Below are 15,743 nucleotides of genomic sequence, written 5' to 3'. Positions count from 1 at the left end.
TACCCTGATGGGTGCTAATTAAACAAAAAGGTTTGCCTTCCCTAGGCTCGAACCTTTAATAAGTCTCTAAAAATCAAAAAGAAGCCTGCAGTTTTAAAACTGCAGGCTTTTTCCTTCAAGCTTAGAAGCGGTCGGTTCTATGTTCAGTTGCCTTTTTCTCATTCACGATCGAATCATCTGTACTATCAAGCTGAATATCTTCCTTTTTAAGAGTATCCTGAACTTGTTCCGTTTCTTGTACAGCATGTTTCTTGATGACAATTTCATCAGTGACGACCGGTTTTTTCGAAACTTCCAATTTTTCTTCAACAACAGGGATCCTGATTGTTTCCCCATCTTCAATGCTCCCGGTTTCCAGATTCGCTTCACGTCCTGAAACTGATCTATGCTCGACTGTCACTTCTTCGTGTTCAACAGGGACATTTATCGTTTTATGCTGTTCATTGACTTCTTTGTTAATGACGACTTCACCTGTCTGAACTTTTTCTTTATCGATGTTCAGCTGTTCTTCGCGTAGTGTAAGCGTCCTTTCATCCTCTGGCAATTCACGGCCGTGTCCGTTGACTCCATATACATCTTCTTTATTTAATGCATCGGTTTTTTCAGTGCCGTTAAATAGTTGGTTAGTGGAGTTTGTATCAAGCCTTGTACCGGCAGTGTCCATTGTTCCGGTCGTGAATTTATCTTTTGCCGTTCCAAGATGGCCTTCACCTTCTTCAACCAGAACCAGGACTTTTCCGTTCTCTACATCAAAGACATGTTCAGCCGCTTCACTATTCGAAAGGCCTGCATTCGCCAATCTTGTTGAAAGATCTGCCGTATCTTCCGGCATGAAGAAACGTGCCACCTTGTCCATAAAAGATTCGTCGTTAGGAACATTCGTCATTGTATGAACATCCGTTTCGCGTTTGTGGTTCGTGAAATCCAATGTTTCTTCCTTGTCCGCGACGACAGTAATATCGTCCCCTTCAAAACCCTTTGCCTTAAGTGCATTAATTGCTTGGATCACTTCTGCGTTTGATTCATAAACTCCATATACTGTTTTATTCATTTTACATTCCTCCTTAGGTTTTGTTGTTTCGTTTAGTGGATGCTATATATAAACACTACCCGCCATGGTCCTAAGTAAACGAGGAATCAATATTTCTTTTTTGTTATAACATTTACAATTCGTTCTCAGCACAGAACGCATTTTTTTCTAAAATCCAGACTTTACAAGGGATTCCTCATTTATTAAAACGTAATGTTTAACCAAATAATTACATTTATTTTCTATTTACATTCTTTTTTCTTCTATTATAAAGACACAGCCTTTATTAGCAGGTCTGCAATATGCACTGCTTTCGTACAATCCCCCAAGTTTTCCCTCTCGATCCCCAATTGCATTTGTAACAAACAGCCAGGGTTTGCCGTTACAACAATATCGGCGTGTGTCGATTTCGTGTTCTCCATTTTAGAGTCAAGAATATTCATGGACATCTCTGATTCAACAATATTATAAATCCCTGCGGAGCCGCAGCACCGATCCGCATCCTTCATTTCCCTGAAGTCGATTCCTTCTATCGATTGAAGGAGAACTCGCGGAGCCAATGAGGTGTTCATCACATTCCGTAAGTGACAGGAATCCTGAAAAGTTACCGATTGAGCCGGCAATTTCAAGCGAATCTTTTCCTGGAAACGCAAATCAACAAGTATCTCGCTGATATCTTTCAACTTATTTTTAAATGCGATTGCACGGTCGTGCCATTCTGGTTCAGCTTGGAGCAGATGGTCATAATCTATGAGAAAAGCTCCACAGCCGCCGGCATTCGTAATAATATAATCAACTTCCTCTGCTTCAAAAGCTTCTATATTACGCTTGGCCAGTTGCTTAGCACCTTCTTTTTCGCCACTATGCCCGTGCAGCGCCCCGCAACATGCCTGGGATTTCGGAATCACGATATCACATCCGGCCAGTTGAAGAAGCTTTAATGTGGCCTTGTTCGTTTCCAAAAACATCGTATCCATCAAGCAGCCGGAAAAGAAAGCCACCTTTTTGAGCGGCGTTCCGGTTGCAGGCAGCTTGGTCGGCCTATTTTTCATTTCTGATTTTTTCGGGACTTTCGGCAGCACTTTTTCCATGGTTGTCAAATTTTCCGGAAGCAGGCTGAGGACTCCCGTTTTACGGGCAATGTATTGCAGTCCTGATTTCTGATAGAAGCCAAGCAAACTCGTCATGGCCTGCATTCGCTCCTGGTGTGGGAATAACCCACTAAAGACGGCCTTGCGAATCGTTTTTACAGGGTAACTGTGTTTTTTATTCTGATGGATGATATCCCTTGCTTCTTCGAGAAGATGTCCATATTTGACACCTGAAGGACACACAGGCTCACAAGCCCTGCAGCCGAGGCAAAGACTCAACGAACGTTCTACATCCTCATCAGGCTCAATCACACCATCCGCCACCGCTTTCATAAGTGCGATCCGGCCCCTTGGTGAATGGGATTCCTTTAGCCCCGATTCTATGTATGTCGGGCAATGGGGTAAGCAAAAGCCGCAGCGCATACAATTCAACAATTCATCTTCATTCATTTTTTCCGCGAATTGAATGGCAATGGTTTTCCTTTCCTGAACTGTCGTCATGAAGTAACCACCACTCTTTTCCTGGTTTCCTTGGCAAATACTTTGCCGGGATTCATGATGTTTTTGGGATCGAAAGCTTGTTTAATCGCCCTCATTGCGTCAATCCCTTCTTTCTTCAGCTTCCATTCAAGATACGGGGCCTTCATCGCTCCTACACCATGTTCACCGGTAATCGTCCCGCCAAGGTCGATAGCCGCGGCAAAAATGTCGGCAAAAGCGAGCTCCACCCTCTCCATTTCCTCATGATCACGAGCGTCGGTAATGCACGTTGGATGCAGGTTCCCATCCCCAGCATGACCAAAAGTGCAAATATCCACGTCATGCTTGTCTGCGATTTCATTAATTGCTTTAACCATTTTGGCAATTTCCGAGCGGGGAACGGTGGCATCTTCCAAAATGGTTGTCGGCTTTAGGCGTGCCAGTGCGGAAAGGGCTGTCCGTCTTGCTGTTTTCAAGGCGACAGCGTCAGATTCCGTTTCGGCAATTTCCACTGAAACCGCCTTCTCCTCTAGACAGATATCGGCCATCCTTTTCATATCACGTTCCACCACTTCAGGCGGCCCATCCTGTTCAATCAGCAGGACCGCTTCCACATTGGTGGGCAAACCGATTTTCGCGAAGTCTTCAACAACTATCAAAGTCGGTCGATCCAGAAATTCCAATGTAACAGGAATGATTTTATTTGAAATGATCTTGGCCACTGACTGGGCTGCAGCATCCAGATCTTGATATAAGGCAAGCATCGTCTTTGTCGTTTCCGGCATGGGGATCAGCTTTAGGATCGCTTCCGTAACGATTCCCAAGGTCCCTTCCGATCCGACAAATAGTTTCGTTAAATCATATCCGGCTACGTCTTTGGCAAGCTTCCCCCCTGTTCGAATGATGTCCCCGTTCGGAAGGACAACTTCAAGCCCGATGACATAATCACGGGTGACTCCGTACTTTAATCCTCGCAGTCCGCCAGAGTTCTCATTAATGTTGCCGCCAATCGTGGAGATTTTCATCGAACTCGGATCCGGCGGATAAAACAATCCCTTCTCTTCAACTGCTGAAATCAAGTCCAATGTGATGAGCCCAGGCTGTACGGTAGCCGTTAAGTTCTCCTCATCTATTTCAAGTAATGAATTCATTCGATTGAATAAAAGGACAAGCCCACCCTCTGTCGGGCAGGTGCCTCCGCTCAAATTCGTCCCAGACCCGCGTGGAACGATCGGAACATTATATTCGTTACAAACTTTGACGATGGCTGCGACTTCAGCTGTGCTGCCCGGTTTAATGACAGCATCCGGCATCGCTTGAAAGCCTGGCGTTGCATCATATGAATAGACTAGACATTCCACTTTCGAGTCATCGTAATTCTCCTGACCGACGATGGTAAGAAGTAGCTGCTTAACCTGTTTTGTTAACATGTACATCCTCCTCCATAAACATAGGAAATTTCGAGATTTTTTATATGTTGTAAGTATAAGAAAAAAAACACTTGGCCTTCTATGTATGAATATATAGAATTTAGTGCTTTCCAGAGAATTATTTTGTATGTTTATCCAATACTCTTACCGCTAGATACATAGTGACTAAATCGGCTAGCTTCCTAGGGTTCAGTCGGGTCAAATCTTCTATGCGCTTAAGCCTGTAATGAAGGGTATTGATATGGATGTGCAGGGCTGCGGCTGTTTCCTTCAAAGATAGATCACATGCAAAATACATGGAGAGGGTTTTAAGCAGCTCCTCATTAGGAAGCAGCTCCTGAATTGTCCTGGATAAATATTCCTGTTTTGTTTCAGCGGTAACTTCATCAAACAGGACCTCAAGCTTCAAGTCCTCGTCAAATATGATCCCTGATGAAGGACACGCGATTTTCAAGGAACGTTCCGCTTTAAAAAACGCCGACCTGAAAGCGGATCCTGATGCACGCGAACTAACTCCTGCACACACTTTATAACCCGAACTCTCCTCCAGCTTTTTTTGCAGTTTACTTAGTTTCTTATATTGCTGGTTTTTTGAACCGATGAAATCGGCTATTGAAAGAATGACGAATTGGTTCCTCCCCCAACGGACTGCGATGTCATTGGGATGCTGCTGGCTTATGTAAATCTGAAGCGTTCTCCATACATGAGGTTCAATGATTTCCTCAGTCTTGAATTCCCCAAGAGTGATGATTCGGTCTGCATGAACATCGACCCCAAGCAACTTGGCCTTCTGAAGGAAATGTTCATTGAACGTCTGCAGCTGATGCCATTCAAATACAAAGAATTCCATCAGACGTGATTGGGATTCTGCTTGTTCGAAATGATAGCTTTCCTGAATGAACATCTCCGTCATCTTTTTTAATAGTTCCGCATAAGGGGAAACATGTTTGGGGTCACCTGTAATTCCAATGACACAAACGGCTTCCTGGTTGAAGAAAATAGGTAGGTTTATACCTGCCTTCACTCCTTTCCAACTTCGTTCATCCTGTTTGTTGATGATCAATTTCTCACGATTGTTGAAAGCGTGGATGGCTCCTTCATGATAAGATCCAATACGGCTGCTGTCGGTGCTGGCGATAATTGTGCCAGCATTATCAATAATGATGATTTCCTCTTCAATCAGTTTCCGAACCTCATGAACCAATTTCCCTGCCACAGCTGCCAATTGCATTATATGTCCTCCTTTTTTGTATGGGCTTGAAAAATATTTCGAGGCTCCCCTATGAAAAGGGAGCCTCATTCTACTTATGGAATCATCCAGGAAAGGACGCCATTTTGCAAGAAGGTAATCACACAAACAAGCAGCAATAAGAAAAGACTATGTTTGAGCGTGAATCTCAATAATTCCGATTCCCTGCCCGCCAAGCCAACGGCAGCACATGCAATCGCTATCGATTGTGGTGAGATCATCTTTCCGGTGACCCCTCCGGAAGAGTTCGCCGCCAGTGCCAGCACCGGTTCCATTCCAACTTTAAGAGCGGTCACTTTCTGCAGACTGCCAAATAAGAGGTTGGCTGATGTATCCGATCCGGTAATGAACACCCCTAGCCAGCCGAGAACCGGTGCGAAGAACGGAAATAAATCACCCGATTTTGCAAGGGTCATCCCTAATGTTGTCGACATTCCTGAAGAATTCGTCACGTAGGCAAAGGCCACCACGGTAGAAATCATCAAGATGGGCTTTGCCAACTCTTTCATCGCTTCAACAAAGGTGCTATAAAAGTCTTTTGCAGACATGTGTGCGATGAACTTCGTTACGATTGCAGCCAGTAAAATGGCAGTCCCGGCTGCCCCGAGCAGTTCTATTTTATAGAAAGCCGCAATCGGCAATCCATTGCTTCCGATTATCTCATTATGCAGACCTGGGACTTCGATTTGGAAGGTTAATAGCTTCCCGATTTCATTGATTGCGCCAAGCAGCACATTGTTGCCTTCATAATGTCCGGAGAGAGCCGGCTTTATTGGGTTCATCCCCCATATTGTTATGAAAAGCGTTAACAGAAGGAATGGTGACCAAGCATGGAATATCTGCCACTTCGTGTATTTTGTCTCCGCTTCGGCTGTATATAAAGGTTCGACAGTGGCTGCCGTTTCCTCGGAGGCAAAGCGAAAGATCGTTTTAGGTTTCCAGAATTTAAGGAAGATCGCCAATGCAAATAGTGACACTAACGCGGAAAGGATGTCCGGTAGTTCGGGCCCAAGAAAATTTGAACTTAAGTACTGTGTGATGGCAAAGGAAAATCCGGAAACCAAAATTGCCGGCAGGACTTCAAGCGACCTTTTCCACCCAGTCATTATTAAAATGAGATAAAGCGGAATGAAAGCCGAAAGGAATGGCAATTGGCGGCCGACCATTTTCGAGATCTCCATGGCGGCTATGCCAGTAGGGCCTTCCATGGCGATAATCGGTATTCCAACTGCCCCGAATGCTACCGGAGCGGTATTCGCGATCAAACAAATTCCGGCTGCATATAGCGGGTTAAATCCGAGACCGACCAAAAGCGCAGCCGAAATGGCGACAGGTGCTCCAAATCCCGCGGCACCTTCTAAAAATGCCCCGAAAGAAAATGCCACCAATAATGCCTGGAGACGGCGGTCTTCCGTAAGCGAAAGCACTGAAGAACGAATGATATTGAATTGTCCGCTTTTAACAGTCATTTTGTACAAAAATACGGAAGTGATGATTATCCATCCGATTGGGAGCAGCCCATATACGGCTCCCTGTGAAGCAGACATCACTGCTTTTCCTGCAGGCATTCCATATATCAATACAGCCACTGCAAGAGCTACAAGCAAAGTGGTTATACCTGCAATGTAACCTTTCATACGTTTGATGGTAAGTGCCCAGAAAAAGTAAAGAATTGGAATGAGTGCGGCAAGAGATGATAAAACTAAATTATCGGTGATCGGCGTAAAGTTTTGTGTCCATGTCATTCATTTCGACTCCATTTTCTATAGATTTTTTAAAAAATTCAGAAATCAACCGCTAATTGAAACCCCTTACATACCGAAATATTCAAAGTCATCCGATGACTTGATGAGTACTCATTAAAATTAAATGATTGAAAATATAAAATCAAGATTTTTTTTATTTTTTGTTGATTTTTCACCCTTCTGGAAGTGTCATATAGCATTTGTGTTATATAATATTAATCAGAGAAACTCATAGAAAATAGAGGTGCTACTACTTGGTATATAAAAAAATAAAGCCGAAAAAAATTTATGAAGAAGTCAGCGATGAACTTTATGAAATGATTCGGTCAGGCAGCCTGAAACCAGGTGAACAATTGGATTCGATTCAGCAGCTTGCGGAAAATTTCCAAGTCGGGCGCCCGGCCATCCGTGAAGCATTAAGTGCATTGAGTTCAATGGGTCTTATTGAAATAAAACAAGGTGAAGGAACATTCGTTAAAACCTTCGACCCCGCCATCATGAACCACCCCTTGTCTGCCGCCCTTTTGATGGATCAAGACAATATCAAGCATTTACTGGAAGTTCGGAAAATACTTGAGTCCGGTACGGCAGAAGTGGCAGCGAAAAAAAGAACGGAAGAAAACCTTACCGAACTCAAGGACAGGCTTTTTAATATGGAAAAGGTATCTGATGATGAAGAACTCAGTGATAAAGCGGATATCGCCTTCCATGTTGCAGTGGCAAACGCATCACAAAATGAGCTGCTGATTACATTGATGAACCATGTTTCAGAATTAATGACGGAAAAGATGCGTGATATCCGTCGGGTTGCGCTTTATTCCGAAGAGATGACACTTAAGCAGCTTTATCAGCAGCATGTCAGGATTTATGATGCAATCTTGGCACAGGATGAAGACGGAGCCCGCAGTGCCATGCTGTTTCACCTTCAAAGCGTCGAGGAATCACTGGACCGGGTCATCCAAAAAAATCAGTAAAAGCATAGTTGACCTTTCATTAATTTCAAAAATACCCTATACAAAAAAGGATAAAATTGATATATTATTTTGAAAACGATTATCTCATTTAAAAAATCATGGAAATTGGTATATTCTCTAAACCATTTCCTTTTTCCATTTTCTAGTCATCAGATGACCTGTTAACTTATTTGAAATAGGAGGAGTTCAGATTGAAAGTTACTCTCTTTGCAACATGTTTAGTCGATTTGTTTCAATCCAATGTCGGCAAAGCGACAGTGGAGCTACTCGAGAGATTAGGCTGTGAGATCGATTTCCCAGAATCCCAGATATGCTGCGGACAGCCGGCATATAATAGCGGGTATACGAAGGAATCGAAGGAAGCCATGAAAAAGATGATTAAAACGTTCGCGGATGCTGAATACATCGTAACCCCTTCCGGTTCCTGTGCAGCGATGTTCAAGGAATATCCGGCCCTATTCAAAGGGGATGCCGAATGGGAAAAGAAAGCGGCATCATTAGCGGCTAAAACATATGAATTGACCCAATTCATCGTGGATGTCTTAAAAGTGACCGACGTCGGGGCGACCCTTAAGGGAAAGGCCACTTATCATACTTCATGCCATATGACACGGCTGCTTAAGGTCAAGGAAGCACCTGCCATTTTGTTAAGCCATGTCAGGGGGCTGGAAATGACACCACTTCCGGATGCCCAAAACTGCTGCGGGTTCGGGGGAACCTTTTCGGTCAAGATGGGTGACATTTCCGGGCAAATGGTCGAGGAGAAAGTCTGCAATATTGAAGATACCGGGGCAGATTTTTTAATCGGCGGGGATGCAGGATGCTTGATGAATATCGGCGGGCGGATCCAAAGGAAGGGGCAACCGGTGCAAGTGCTTCATATTGCGGAAGTCCTGAATAGTATTTAAAGAAAGCGAGGAGGGGAAAAAATTATGGCTATGAAAACCAGCTCTGCCAAGTTTAAAGACCGGGTGGATGAAGGAATACATAATGATTTTATGCGATTGGCCGTATCGAGTGCCCAAGAACGATTACACGGACGGCGGCTGACTGCCGTTGATGAATTGGGAAGCTGGGAGGATTGGCGTTCCCTTGGGGAAGAAATCAGGCAGCATGTGCTTAGTAACCTTGATTTCTATTTGCACCAGCTCGCAGAAAATGTTTCGAAAAGAGGCGGTCATGTCTTCTTCGCTCAAACGGCTGAAGAAGCAAGCGGTTACATCAAGGATGTTATTGTAAAAAAGAATGCCAAAAAGGTCGTGAAATCCAAATCGATGGTCACGGAAGAGATCAATTTGAATGCCACTCTTGAGGCAGTTGGCCTCGATGTCGTTGAAACGGACCTTGGTGAATACATTTTACAAGTGGATGATCATGATCCCCCTTCCCATATCGTCGCACCTGCTCTCCATAAAAATAAGGAGCAGATTAGGGATGTTTTTAAAGAAAAGCTTGCATATACGCAAACTGAAAAGCCGGAAGAGCTTACCGCCCATGTCCGGGGCATTCTGCGGAAAGATTTCTTAAGCGCCGATGTGGGCATTACCGGCTGTAATTTTGCGATTGCGGAAACGGGCTCGATCGGTTTGGTGACGAATGAAGGAAATGCAGATTTGGTCACCGCCCTCCCAAAAACGCAAATCACCGTGATGGGAATGGAACGGCTTGTACCTACATTCGATGAATTCGAAGTCCTTGTCAGCTTATTGACAAGAAGCGCTGTCGGCCAAAGATTGACCAGTTACATCACCGCACTTACCGGTCCGCGTGATGAAGGTGATGTAGACGGACCCGAGGAGTTTCACCTTGTGATCGTGGATAATGGACGCTCCTCCATCTTGGGAACTGAGTTTCAATCCGTTCTTCAATGCATTCGCTGTGCTGCCTGTATAAATGTCTGCCCAGTCTATCGCCAGGTTGGCGGTCATTCATATGGTTCAATATACCCCGGACCAATCGGTGCTGTGCTTTCACCTTTACTCGGAGGATATGATGATTTCAAGGAACTTCCATATGCCTCCACTCTTTGTGCCGCCTGTACAGATGCCTGTCCGGTAAAGATTCCTCTCCATGATTTACTGAGGAAGCATCGGGAAGTCATCGTTGAAAAGGAAAAAATGGCGCCGTTTTCAGAAAAGATGGCCATGAAGGCCTTCGGAATTGGTGCGGCATCGCCTATGCTTTATAAATTCGGCTCCAAAATCGCACCATCAGCGATGTCCCCTTTTAAAACGGGGGATATCATCTCGAAAGGACCGGGACCGCTCAAAACTTGGACAGAAAGCCGCGAGTTCCCTGCTCCAGGGAAAGAGAGCTTTCGGGACTGGTTCAAAAATCGGGAAAAAGGAGGGAAACCATCATGAATGGAATCATCCATAATGAAGGGACATTTTTAAACAATATAGCAAAAAACCTGGGAAGGGGTCCTATTACGGAAGGCATCTCCGTTCCGGAATGGAAGCACGCCCCCCAAAAAGAAGTTTTGAAACATGCGACACCAAATGATCTTGTCGCGGAATTGGAGGAGCAATGTAAACGGGTGCATACTCAATTTCACGTTACCGACTCCAAGGAAGTGATGCATTGTTTAACACAGGTAATCGAGGAGCTTGGAAACGGTCCCTTGATCATCCCTAAGGACGATCGGTTTTCCGACTATGGGTTAGAGGGTATCTTAAAGGAAAAAGATGTCCATATATGGGATCACCAAGCCGGGAAAGAAAATATCGAAAAAGCCGAAAGTGCTAACATCGGAATCACATTCAGTGAGATGACATTAGCAGAATCAGCGACCGTCGTCTTGTTCAGCGACAAGGATCACGGCCGTTCCATCAGCTTCCTTCCCTCTTGCCATGTTTCCATCATTCCAAAAAGCACCATCGTACCGCGAATGACCCAGGCTGCTGCGGCCATCCGTTCAAAAGTTAAACGGGGCGAGGTCGTTCCTTCCTGCATCAATTTCATAACAGGCCCGAGCAACTCTGCTGATATCGAAATGGACCTTGTCGTCGGAGTCCATGGCCCCATCAAAGCGGTCTATATAATCGTCGAAGATAAGTAGATATAAGAAATAGAAAATGGAGAGGACCTAAATTAGGCCTCTCCATTTTTAATTTCACTATATTATTCGTAAATGATCCGATCAACCGCTTCGCGATCGAGGCGTTTAATCACTTCGACAATGAGCTTAACTGCATTCTCATAATCATCCCTGTGTAGCATTGCTGCGTGTGAATGAATGTAGCGTGTGGCAATCGTGATCGCCAGAGCGGGAACACCATTTGCCGTTAAATGGATGGAGCCGGCATCCGTCCCGCCGCCTGGAATCGATTCATATTGATAAGGAATATTCAATTCATCAGCCGTGTCGGTGACGAAATCGCGCAATCCCTTATGTGCCACCATCGATGAATCATAGATGACGATTTGCGGGCCTTCCCCCATCTTACTCATCGCTTCTTTTTCGGAAACCCCCGGTGTATCACCAGCAATGCCGACATCGACGGCAAAGCCGATATCCGGCTGAATTTTGAATGTGGATGTTTTGGAGCCACGCAGGCCGACCTCTTCTTGCACTGCGCCAATTCCATATACTACATTAGGATGGTCGCTTTCTTTCAGCTGTTTAAGCACATCAATGGCGATTGCACAGCCAATTCGATTGTCCCAGGCTTTGGCGAGAAGCATCTTTTCATTATTCATGACCGTGAATTCAAAATATGGCACAACCATATCCCCTGGCTTGACGCCCCATTCCTTAACCTCTTTTTTGCTGGATGCACCAATATCAATAAACATATCTTTTATATCAATCGGCTTCTTCCTTGCATCGGCTGACAGGATATGTGGCGGCTTGGAACCGATAATGCCAGTTATATCACCTTTACCTGTAACGATCGTCACGCGCTGGGCCAGCATTACCTGTGACCACCAGCCCCCTACCGGCTGAAAACGCAAAAATCCTTTATCATCAATTTGGGTGATCATGAAACCGACTTCGTCCATATGCCCGGTAACGATGATTTTCGGTCCGTTTTCATCTCCCGTTTTCTTGGCAATCAAACTCCCCAGGCCATCTGTCGATATTTCATCCGCAAATGGTGTTATGTATTCGGTCATCACTTTTCTTACTTCACTTTCATTTCCTGCAATGCCTTTAGCATCCGTTAAGTCCCGAAGCATCTTTAACGTTTCATCCAATTGAGCCATTCTTTTACCTCCCTATAACTTACATTACAAGAATAATTATACAGACAATCGATTACATAAACAATCAGTAGCCTTGCTTTTGCCTTTCGTAATTCACTTCATTTTTGCTTACATAAGCTTTTTCCACATCCATTGCCGAAAATCCAAGCAACTCCCCTAAATGTAAATACGCAGCAAATACCTTTTGGAAAGATGACTCTGTCAACTGTGTGCGAAATTCACTGATGTAGCCGTAAATAGCCGTAAATTGAACAGTCAAATCCTCCTGATGCATGGTTGGGGCAGATGGAACTTCCGGTAAAAATCCCCGTTCGATCCCGAGTGACAAAATGAAATGAATGCCATCCACGTATTCAGCCAAAATCGTTTCTTTATCAGAGGGGCCTTTAAGACTCCAGAATTTAAAACATCTCGTTTCATTGGCTAGCTCACCAAGCTCCACTAAAAGAGCAAGTATCTTCCGTTCCACCAAGTCTTCAGAACCCAATTCATGCTTTGATTGTATATGCTCATCCAAAGCTGCCTGCATTTCCATTAATTTACCTATGTTCATTTTCATCACTTCTTTCCTTGTCTTCCCCTAAATTATATCAAATAAATGAAACTTATTAAAAACCCATACGTAAATGAAGGGAATCACTCTGTTTAAGGAGGTAGCTCCATGGTATTGATCATGCGGTTCATTCTTTTGGCTCTCATCATTTTCTTAATATATACAGTCATCAAATATCTATTTAATCCGAAAAGAAAATTAGAGCTGGCACATGAACAGAAAAAGTTCTTTCTGCTCGACGATACAGCCAATATACGAAAGAATTTTTTATTGACGTACAACGGGGTGATGTTTGAAGGGGAAAAGTATCTAGGGACGACGGAACGCTCCTTTGAGGTCATCTCCATCTTCATATGGCCCAAGAAAGTGGCCGGCCTAAAAGGCTTGAAGCGAAATGACTTTTTAAAAATCGAGGAAGCCATAAAAAAACAATATCCGGATGCCGTTATTGATTGGAAAAGCCCTGTTAAGGAATTTTTACAAAAATGAAAAAAAATCACACGTAATGAAGAGCCTTGAGAAAAATGTACTCAAGGCTCTATATTAATCATCTGAACGAAAAAATTCCTTCCAGGGAACGACCGTCTGTTTCTCTCTCAATAAATAGAGCAATAAGGTTAAGGATAATAAAATGATGACGATCAGGGTTGGACTGAAATCTGAAATATAGTGGCCAAAAACCGTATATACGAATGCTACAGGGAGATTGGTCATGAAGGATAGATAAAAATAATTTTTCAGCCCTTTATTGGATTCCAATAAGCAAAGCGACAGCAAGTAAAAGTGAATGAATGGTATTAGCCTCAGTACTGCAATTTGCCGGCTGTTTAGCTTTCGGTTTCCAAAAAGCTTATTCTTAAGCCGCAGCAGCCTATCCTTTGTTTTCGGAAATTTGCCTATCACGAAATAAAAGGCCATACTGGACAACGTCAAACCGATTACCGAATAGATGGTTCCAAAAGCTGCCCCGAATAATACTCCTCCAGACATGCAAACCACAATGACGGGAATGAATAAAAATTGCCTTAATAAATGAAAAGTGATAAAAATCAACGGTGCAAACACGCTTCCTGATTGAACGTAGCTCATCACAAGTGTCAGTTTATCATTCATGCTCTCCCTCCAGCTACTCTTTGCTGCTTCTACAAGCATATACATTATAGCGGCTACATATTACAATTGAATGAATATCTTAATCAATAAGCCTATCTGAAGAATCATCAATATCGGCAGGCCCCACTTAAAAGCGGCATGCTTCGTCTTATGGCGGAATTGCTTCATCCCCAAAAAGGACCCAGTCCCTCCGCCTATAACCGCCCAAAACCAAAGTGTCTTTTCACTGATCCGGTACTCCCCATTACGCGCTTTCCTTTTGTCGATTCCCATTAAGGCAAACCCGATGATGTTTGTGATGATCATATAAGCAGCAATGAACCATACTCCTTGCATCCTTATTCCCTCCTTTAAATATGTAAAAAGCCACCCTCTTGAAAAGAGAGTGGCTGTATCAGTCAGACTTATTTGTCTAATTGTTGTTTAGCAGCAGTTGCTAATTGAGCAAAAGCTTGTTCGTCAGCAACAGCAAGATCAGCAAGCATTTTGCGGTTCACTTCGATACCAGCAAGCTTTAGACCATGCATTAAACGGCTGTAAGAAAGACCGTTGATGCGTGCTGCAGCGTTGATACGAGTGATCCAAAGTTTGCGGAAATCACGTTTCTTTTGACGACGGTCACGGAAAGCATAGTTTCCTGACTTCATTACTTGTTGGTTAGCTACTTTGAAAAGAATATGTTTCGCGCCATAGTAACCTTTAGCTAATTTTATTACCTTTTTACGACGTTTGCGAGTAACAGTACCGCCTTTTACACGTGGCATGTTATTTCCCTCCTATTTAACTCGATAAATCGAACTTATTTAATGTTGTCTAGCATATGACGAATACGTTTGAAGTCACCTTTGCTTACAAGGCTAGCTTTGCGAAGCTTACGCTTTTGCTTAGTAGATTTGTTAGCAAATAAATGGCTTGTGTAAGCGTTAGAACGCTTAAGTTTGCCGGATCCAGTCTTTTTGAAACGTTTAGCAGATCCGCGGTGAGTTTTCATTTTAGGCATAAGGTATTCCTCCTCATTACAAATTACTTTACAATTACTTTTCGTTTTTCGGTGCTAAGATAATGAACATGCTGCGCCCGTCCATTTTTGGGTGTTGCTCGATTGTAGCCACTTCTTTACATGCTTCAGAAAAACGAACGAGTACACGTTGACCAATTTCCTTATGCGTAATGGCACGTCCTTTGAATCGGATAGAAGCTTTTACTTTATCGCCTTTTTCAAGGAATTTAATACCGTTGCGAAGCTTCGTATTGAAATCGTGTTCTTCAATCGTCGGGCTCAAACGAACCTCTTTCAGACTGATGACTTTTTGATTTTTACGTGCTTCCTTGTCTTTCTTTTGCTGCTCGAAGCGGTGTTTTCCGTAGTCCATGATCCGGGCTACCGGAGGCTTTGCATTTGCAGCAACTAAAACTAGATCAAGATTTACACGAGCGGCAATTTCCAATGCTTCGAATTTCGTTTTAATTCCAAGTTGTTCTCCGTTTTGGTCAATAAGACGAACTTCACGGGCTCGGATGCCCTCGTTTACCATCGCGTCTTTACTAATAGTTAGCCACCTCCAAAGATATTGGCGAATACGAATATTTGAATAAATTCGGTCACGCTCACAACTCGCTTACAGGATATAATCATAATAAAAAAGTGTGGATGCATGCTGCACCCACACTGATAGACTCATTCAGAAAGATCCAAATAATCAAATCATGACCTGTTAACTGCATTGTTTGCGTCAACCAGGTGAGAAGCGGGTGCTTCTTCTTTTCATCAAACACGTATTCAATTCACTTTAGAAATATATCATAAACACTGATGACTTGTCAAATGCTAATTTATTCGTTTTTCACAACAAAATTAATATTATCAGA

Annotated in this window: 17 protein-coding genes and 1 other annotated feature; of the genes, 5 read left to right on the top strand and 12 right to left on the bottom strand. The window is 43.5% G+C overall.

Annotation, left to right across the window (positions count from 1 at the left end; translation table 11 throughout):
• Positions 1-121 precede the first annotated feature (121 nt).
• The 5 genes from ACWF5P_RS02940 to ACWF5P_RS02920 all read right to left on the bottom strand — a co-directional run bounded on the left by ACWF5P_RS02940 (position 122) and on the right by ACWF5P_RS02920 (position 7,025).
• Complete coding sequence (locus tag ACWF5P_RS02940; protein WP_452444574.1) at positions 122-1,051, bottom strand: YsnF/AvaK domain-containing protein; 930 nt, start codon at positions 1,049-1,051, stop codon at positions 122-124.
• 245 nt (positions 1,052-1,296) lie between these two features.
• Positions 1,297-2,622: a (Fe-S)-binding protein gene (locus ACWF5P_RS02935; protein WP_452444573.1), complete on the bottom strand. Its 1,326-nt coding sequence runs from the start codon at positions 2,620-2,622 to the stop codon at positions 1,297-1,299.
• A complete protein-coding gene (gene glcD, locus ACWF5P_RS02930) occupies positions 2,619-4,031 on the bottom strand; it encodes a glycolate oxidase subunit GlcD (RefSeq protein WP_452444572.1) in 1,413 nt (470 codons plus the stop codon). The genes ACWF5P_RS02935 and glcD overlap by 4 nt, the downstream gene beginning before the upstream one ends.
• A gap of 118 nt (positions 4,032-4,149) precedes the next feature.
• On the bottom strand, positions 4,150-5,262 hold the full coding sequence (locus ACWF5P_RS02925; protein ID WP_434167523.1) for a sugar diacid recognition domain-containing protein: 1,113 nt from the start codon (positions 5,260-5,262) through the stop codon (positions 4,150-4,152).
• 74 nt (positions 5,263-5,336) lie between these two features.
• Entirely contained in the window at positions 5,337-7,025 is a 1,689-nt protein-coding gene (locus ACWF5P_RS02920) for an L-lactate permease (protein ID WP_402938856.1), read from the bottom strand.
• A gap of 254 nt (positions 7,026-7,279) precedes the next feature.
• Between ACWF5P_RS02920 and ACWF5P_RS02915 the strand changes: the two genes are divergently transcribed.
• The 4 genes from ACWF5P_RS02915 (at position 7,280) to ACWF5P_RS02900 (ending at position 11,060) form a co-directional block, all read left to right on the top strand.
• Positions 7,280-7,999: a FadR/GntR family transcriptional regulator gene (locus ACWF5P_RS02915; RefSeq protein WP_452444571.1), complete on the top strand. Its 720-nt coding sequence runs from the start codon at positions 7,280-7,282 to the stop codon at positions 7,997-7,999.
• A gap of 191 nt (positions 8,000-8,190) precedes the next feature.
• Positions 8,191-8,907 (top strand): (Fe-S)-binding protein, encoded by a 717-nt coding sequence (locus ACWF5P_RS02910; protein ID WP_101222868.1) that lies wholly within the window; start codon positions 8,191-8,193, stop codon positions 8,905-8,907.
• A gap of 24 nt (positions 8,908-8,931) precedes the next feature.
• Positions 8,932-10,362: a LutB/LldF family L-lactate oxidation iron-sulfur protein gene (locus ACWF5P_RS02905; protein ID WP_230176764.1), complete on the top strand. Its 1,431-nt coding sequence runs from the start codon at positions 8,932-8,934 to the stop codon at positions 10,360-10,362.
• A complete protein-coding gene (locus ACWF5P_RS02900) occupies positions 10,356-11,060 on the top strand; it encodes a LutC/YkgG family protein (RefSeq protein WP_452444625.1) in 705 nt (234 codons plus the stop codon). The genes ACWF5P_RS02905 and ACWF5P_RS02900 overlap by 7 nt, the downstream gene beginning before the upstream one ends.
• Before the next feature lie 62 nt (positions 11,061-11,122).
• Here the strand turns inward: ACWF5P_RS02900 and ACWF5P_RS02895 are convergent, their stop codons facing one another.
• Both ACWF5P_RS02895 and ACWF5P_RS02890 read right to left on the bottom strand, forming a co-directional pair.
• Positions 11,123-12,208, bottom strand: a complete 1,086-nt coding sequence (locus ACWF5P_RS02895; protein ID WP_452444570.1) for a M42 family metallopeptidase — start codon at positions 12,206-12,208, stop codon at positions 11,123-11,125.
• Between the two features lie 64 nt (positions 12,209-12,272).
• Positions 12,273-12,761, bottom strand: a complete 489-nt coding sequence (locus ACWF5P_RS02890; RefSeq protein WP_452444569.1) for a dUTP diphosphatase — start codon at positions 12,759-12,761, stop codon at positions 12,273-12,275.
• A gap of 108 nt (positions 12,762-12,869) precedes the next feature.
• Here ACWF5P_RS02890 and ACWF5P_RS02885 point away from each other — a divergent pair, with 108 nt between their 5' ends.
• A complete protein-coding gene (locus ACWF5P_RS02885; protein ID WP_101222875.1) occupies positions 12,870-13,250 on the top strand; it encodes a sigma-w pathway protein ysdB in 381 nt (126 codons plus the stop codon).
• 54 nt (positions 13,251-13,304) lie between these two features.
• Here ACWF5P_RS02885 and ACWF5P_RS02880 read toward each other — a convergent pair whose 3' ends face one another.
• The 5 genes from ACWF5P_RS02880 to infC form a co-directional block, all read right to left on the bottom strand.
• Positions 13,305-13,874: a TVP38/TMEM64 family protein gene (locus ACWF5P_RS02880; RefSeq protein WP_063232748.1), complete on the bottom strand. Its 570-nt coding sequence runs from the start codon at positions 13,872-13,874 to the stop codon at positions 13,305-13,307.
• Between the two features lie 60 nt (positions 13,875-13,934).
• Positions 13,935-14,210: a DUF1294 domain-containing protein gene (locus ACWF5P_RS02875; protein WP_101222879.1), complete on the bottom strand. Its 276-nt coding sequence runs from the start codon at positions 14,208-14,210 to the stop codon at positions 13,935-13,937.
• 68 nt (positions 14,211-14,278) lie between these two features.
• Positions 14,279-14,638, bottom strand: a complete 360-nt coding sequence (rplT, locus tag ACWF5P_RS02870) for a 50S ribosomal protein L20 (protein ID WP_034309067.1) — start codon at positions 14,636-14,638, stop codon at positions 14,279-14,281.
• Between the two features lie 35 nt (positions 14,639-14,673).
• The gene (gene rpmI, locus ACWF5P_RS02865; protein WP_034309070.1) at positions 14,674-14,874 is read right to left on the bottom strand and encodes a 50S ribosomal protein L35; all 201 of its coding nucleotides are present in this window, start codon (positions 14,872-14,874) and stop codon (positions 14,674-14,676) included.
• Positions 14,875-14,908: 34 nt separating this feature from the next.
• Complete coding sequence (infC, locus tag ACWF5P_RS02860; protein WP_034309072.1) at positions 14,909-15,409, bottom strand: translation initiation factor IF-3; 501 nt, start codon at positions 15,407-15,409, stop codon at positions 14,909-14,911.
• A gap of 98 nt (positions 15,410-15,507) precedes the next feature.
• Positions 15,508-15,644, bottom strand: a sequence feature (ribosomal protein L20 leader region).
• Positions 15,645-15,743: the final 99 nt, after the last annotated feature.

It is taken from the genome of Peribacillus sp. NPDC055009, from assembly GCF_053608705.1.
Note: the sequence above shows the minus strand (reverse complement) of the source record. Positions and strands in the feature narration are given on the sequence as shown.